Raw genomic sequence first — 3,900 nt, 5'->3', positions numbered from 1 at the left:
TTTTTCTTAGGGTTTAAGAAAAAGGTAACACCCATAGGGAAGCAGTCAAATTAGAGAGACTATCACCTGTATTCAAGAAGGGAAGGTTTGGAGTCTTTTTCCCGCGTAAGCGGTTGAGTTCAACAAGCATTATAATAACCATATCTGGGGTGGTGCAGGAAGCGATACCTGTTATTACGGCGTAAAGTTTGGTAATGAACAGGGCGGAGGAAACTCGACTAATGTTGAGTATTACCAGAATATCATCCGAAATTGCATAACAGGTATATTCAGTGAAGCCGGAGCGGGAGCTTTTGAGTCTACCATTATCTCTCCTAAGATTTACAACAATACAATCATTGGCAGTGGGGGTGAGTGGGGTATCTTTGTCACCACCGACAAAGCTATCCGTTCAGCTGAAATCTATAATAATATAATAATGAATTATGACAGAGGGCCTGGCATTTTTTCATCACCGGCAACGTATAGTTTTGTTGATTATAACGCTTATAATAATGTGACCTACTGGAATTATGATGGCTACTCCGGTACAGACTATTTATTGCTTTCCTCATGGCAGGCTGCAACGGGCTATGATATGCACAGCCTCACAGTGTCAGCAGGTTTTACAAATCTATCCGGTTCTGCACCGGATGATTTCCGGCTTGAAGCAAGCTCCTTATTGAAAGGCAATGGCAGGGGAGGGGAAGATCCGGGCGCTTACCCGAGCCGATATACTGATAAAATAGGCTTCAAAACACCCCGCAGGCCTGTTCCTGTGTATGTAAATATTTTGTGAGGATTGAGATGGTCGCAGTTAAATATTTTTCTTATATTCTTGCATTGCTTCTCTTGACGAGCAGTTGTGGTGGTGGCTCTTCAAGCGCTACGGTAACGGCAGACAGAGGTCCCAAAAAGGTTTCTTTGTCATGGGAGGTTCCAACGGCACGTGAAAACGGGCTTGCCCTTACGGAAAGTGAAATCAGTCTTTGCAAAATATATTATGGGTCGTCACCAGGCGCCTATTCAAACTTCACGACTTCACCTTGCTGTTTTGCCTCAATCGAATTTTCAGGTTCGACCAACCATTTTGTAGCGGTAACCTGCATTGATACAGAAGGTAATGAGAGCGATTTTTCCAATGAAACCGAGATTGATACATCCATTCTCTGAATGTTTTACTCGGTTTTCAGACCTATTCTATCCCATCGAATAGATTTTGTCTTTTTGTCCCACGACCAATAGATAGTTTTAACAATTCCCTTTATTTTTGACTGTTCAATCGGTCCAAAATAGCGGCTGTCAAAACTATTGTCGCGGTTATCTCCAATAACAAAGAAATGTCCTTCAGGTACAGTAATAGGCCCGAAATTCCGGCCTTTTTTGAATCCGAATGAATTAGGGTCGTCATTTTTATACACTACGTAAGGTTCATTTATAGGCTCACCATTAATATAAACGACTTTATCTTTAATGCTAAGCTTGTCTCCGCCAATCCCTACTATACGTTTTATGTAATCTTTTGTAGGATCCTCTGGAAATTCAAATACGACAATATCTCCACGTATATAAGTTATCTTCGACGTATTTCTGTCAACAAGGAGATGATCACCACTTAAAAGTGTTGGTTCCATACTCCGACTCGGTATTTTGAATGCCTGGATATGATTGTTTTTTATGTATTCAGTCAGGCCTGTGTTCATTATACCGACAAATATTATTATGCAGACATAGATGGATACCCTGTTATATTTCTTAAGTACATACTCATTTTTAATTTTTTTAGCTGTTACAAGTGCATCCCTTACCACATAAATGTAAAAGGCTATCGTTACTAAAAAATAAATAACGAGGGGATAAACGATATTGCCAACTTCAAGACATAAGGGATATAAAGGAAATATTAAAAGCGGCAGAAAGATCAGGATAAATCCTTTTCTTGCCTGTCCGTTATAAATCTGCCCTAAGCCGGGCATAAATAGACTTAACAGGCTTGCAACCCACCATTCTCTTGCTTTAATCACTGTCTCCTCCACTGTCTGCCGGAACTGTATCAATTTGACCCGCTGTAAAGTACCTCGATTTACCGTAGTTACGGTTAAGTATCCGCCTGATTTCTTTCATTTGTTCTTCCAGCGATTTTTCCCGCTTAAGAAATTTTGTAATTTTACTGATCATTTAGGTGAATTGTTTTCTTTTTTATTGATCATTTTGTCAAATGCGTAGATACGGCCCCTTATTTTTCTTGACCCCGTATTTTTACTTCATTTCGATTATTAATCTGAAAAGAGCAGCCAAGCAATAATAGAATATTAGTGAAGAGTAGGTTCTTTACCCAAGCAGCATTTTTTAAATTTTTTACCACTGCCACAGGGGCATGGCTCATTTCGACCAATTTTAAGGGTAGATGCTGTTTTTCCCTTTTTGGATGAAAGGTTTTGGACTGTTCTAAAAATGGTTTGACCTATACTTGAATAGAGCTCAACCGCACCGGGAAACAAATCGAGGATTGATATAGCCACTTTATCAAGTGAAGTTTCTTGATCTTCACTTTTTTCAACTAAGCTTTTAGCCAAGTTCTCACTTGCAAAAAAGCTGAGTATGAGCATTATCTCTCCCAATTCCTCATCCATACTTTCCGGTAAATACTCAGTCCAGCATTCTTGCAACCACTCGTGACCGATAATGAATCCTTGTGCCCATAAGCTGAGCGGTGCATTAACCTTCAGATTTGCCATGGCATCTTTATCTGGCTCACAGCCCATGGGGAGTTTCCCTTTTTTACCTGCACTTTCACTAATGCAGTTAAAAAGTCCCATAACATCCTGCACTATATTCTGTGCTTCCTCCAAAGATTCATACTCTGCATCTTGATCATTAAAAATAAGGGGCAGCCATTCCGAAGGCTGTACAAACTCCGGCGAAGATGCAATGGTAAAGAGAAACCCTGCCAATTCATAATAGTTCAGTGTCCCTTCAGGACGATCTGGTGATATTAAAAACTTTTTTAGCCGTTTTACGCTTTTATCTGTAAGTTTTGAAATTTTTTTCATGTTACCTTTTCATCCCATTTTTGCACTGTCCGGTTCAAATCGCAAAGCAGTTCTTCCATAATATTCTCTTTCCGGCGGAAACTACATTTTTTATCTACTATGCCTGGTTTTGACTTGTGACAAAGGGTGCATTTTAGTAAAAGACCATCTAATTGGTCTTTTATATTTCTGAGTCTGGTTCTATAGGAGTGCTATCTTCAGATAATAAATCAGAGAATGCATCAATAGCATATTTCCATTCAATATTTCGCATTGGCATACGGTTGGTACTCTGTATTATATCTGTCATGTCACAATGTTTGAGCCCATCATCGTAGCTTATGCGGTACTTATATAACTTTACCAGTTCATTAAGATTTCCAAGCAGACTTCGGCTTTCTGTTTTTGTAAATTCCACATCTTCATATTCAGAAAGGATTTGATTTATGGTTATACCGTGAAATCCTTCCAGTGATAGATATTTTTTGAGACCACCGTAAAACATTTTACTAATATTTTTGATGTTATCTTTCCTGATACCTACCAGAACAAAAGAAAGGAGGGTCTTTTCATTCATGAATATAATGAGGTTTCGACGTTCAAGGATAAAGATATTTGCATACCAGTTACCTACCAGGTTATCAGCTTCTTTAATGGTGCCAAGGTCTTTTTGCTTTATTCCCATGGCATCAAGTAATTTTTTTGAGCATCTAATTTGTAACATTAAATTTCTTTTGAAGCTCCCTTTGATTTTATTTATGTTCCATTTCACTAGTGTCCCAACGTTTAATTGAATAAAATCAGCTGGTTATCAGGTTCAGCAATATCTGTTTTGTAGTCTGATTTCATAAGTACCTGTAATATAGACGTTCTTTTGAAACTTGTAACG

6 protein-coding genes are annotated in these 3,900 nt (G+C 38.6%); 2 read left to right on the top strand and 4 right to left on the bottom strand.

Going from position 1 to position 3,900, the window contains the following annotated elements; genetic code table 11:
• Positions 1 to 418 precede the first annotated feature (418 nt).
• A complete protein-coding gene (locus tag OEV42_21350) occupies positions 419 to 778 on the top strand; it encodes a hypothetical protein (protein MDH3976817.1) in 360 nt (119 codons plus the stop codon).
• Positions 779 to 786: 8 nt separating this feature from the next.
• The gene (locus OEV42_21345; GenBank protein ID MDH3976816.1) at positions 787 to 1,152 is read left to right on the top strand and encodes a hypothetical protein; all 366 of its coding nucleotides are present in this window, start codon (positions 787 to 789) and stop codon (positions 1,150 to 1,152) included.
• A 5-nt stretch (positions 1,153 to 1,157) separates the two neighbouring features.
• On the opposite strand, the gene lepB is transcribed toward OEV42_21345, so the two are convergent.
• From lepB to OEV42_21325, 4 genes are all read right to left on the bottom strand, one after another.
• Positions 1,158 to 2,003 carry a signal peptidase I gene (gene lepB / locus OEV42_21340; GenBank protein ID MDH3976815.1) on the bottom strand — a complete coding sequence of 282 codons (846 nt, stop codon included), beginning with the start codon at positions 2,001 to 2,003 and terminating at the stop codon, positions 1,158 to 1,160.
• Positions 1,996 to 2,157, bottom strand: coding sequence for a hypothetical protein (locus OEV42_21335; GenBank protein ID MDH3976814.1), 162 nt, complete (start codon positions 2,155 to 2,157; stop codon positions 1,996 to 1,998). The genes lepB and OEV42_21335 overlap by 8 nt, the downstream gene beginning before the upstream one ends.
• Before the next feature lie 134 nt (positions 2,158 to 2,291).
• Positions 2,292 to 3,032 carry a UPF0149 family protein gene (locus tag OEV42_21330; protein MDH3976813.1) on the bottom strand — a complete coding sequence of 247 codons (741 nt, stop codon included), beginning with the start codon at positions 3,030 to 3,032 and terminating at the stop codon, positions 2,292 to 2,294.
• 160 nt (positions 3,033 to 3,192) lie between these two features.
• On the bottom strand, positions 3,193 to 3,735 hold the full coding sequence (locus OEV42_21325; protein ID MDH3976812.1) for a hypothetical protein: 543 nt from the start codon (positions 3,733 to 3,735) through the stop codon (positions 3,193 to 3,195).
• Positions 3,736 to 3,900 lie beyond the last annotated feature (165 nt).

This window comes from Deltaproteobacteria bacterium (assembly GCA_029860075.1).
GTDB lineage: Bacteria > Desulfobacterota > JADFVX01 > JADFVX01 > JADFVX01 > JAOUBX01.
Note: the sequence above shows the minus strand (reverse complement) of the source record. Positions and strands in the feature narration are given on the sequence as shown.

Bases quoted from the DNA above. Each gene is read 5' to 3' on its own strand.
- OEV42_21350 (MDH3976817.1), top strand. From the start codon at position 419: ATGAATTATGACAGAGGGCCTGGCATTTTTTCATCACCGGCAACGTAT.
- OEV42_21325 (MDH3976812.1), bottom strand. From the start codon at position 3,735: ATGTTACAAATTAGATGCTCAAAAAAATTACTTGATGCCATGGGAATA.
- OEV42_21335 (MDH3976814.1), bottom strand. From the start codon at position 2,157: ATGATCAGTAAAATTACAAAATTTCTTAAGCGGGAAAAATCGCTGGAA.
- OEV42_21330 (MDH3976813.1), bottom strand. From the start codon at position 3,032: ATGAAAAAAATTTCAAAACTTACAGATAAAAGCGTAAAACGGCTAAAA.
- OEV42_21345 (MDH3976816.1), top strand. From the start codon at position 787: ATGGTCGCAGTTAAATATTTTTCTTATATTCTTGCATTGCTTCTCTTG.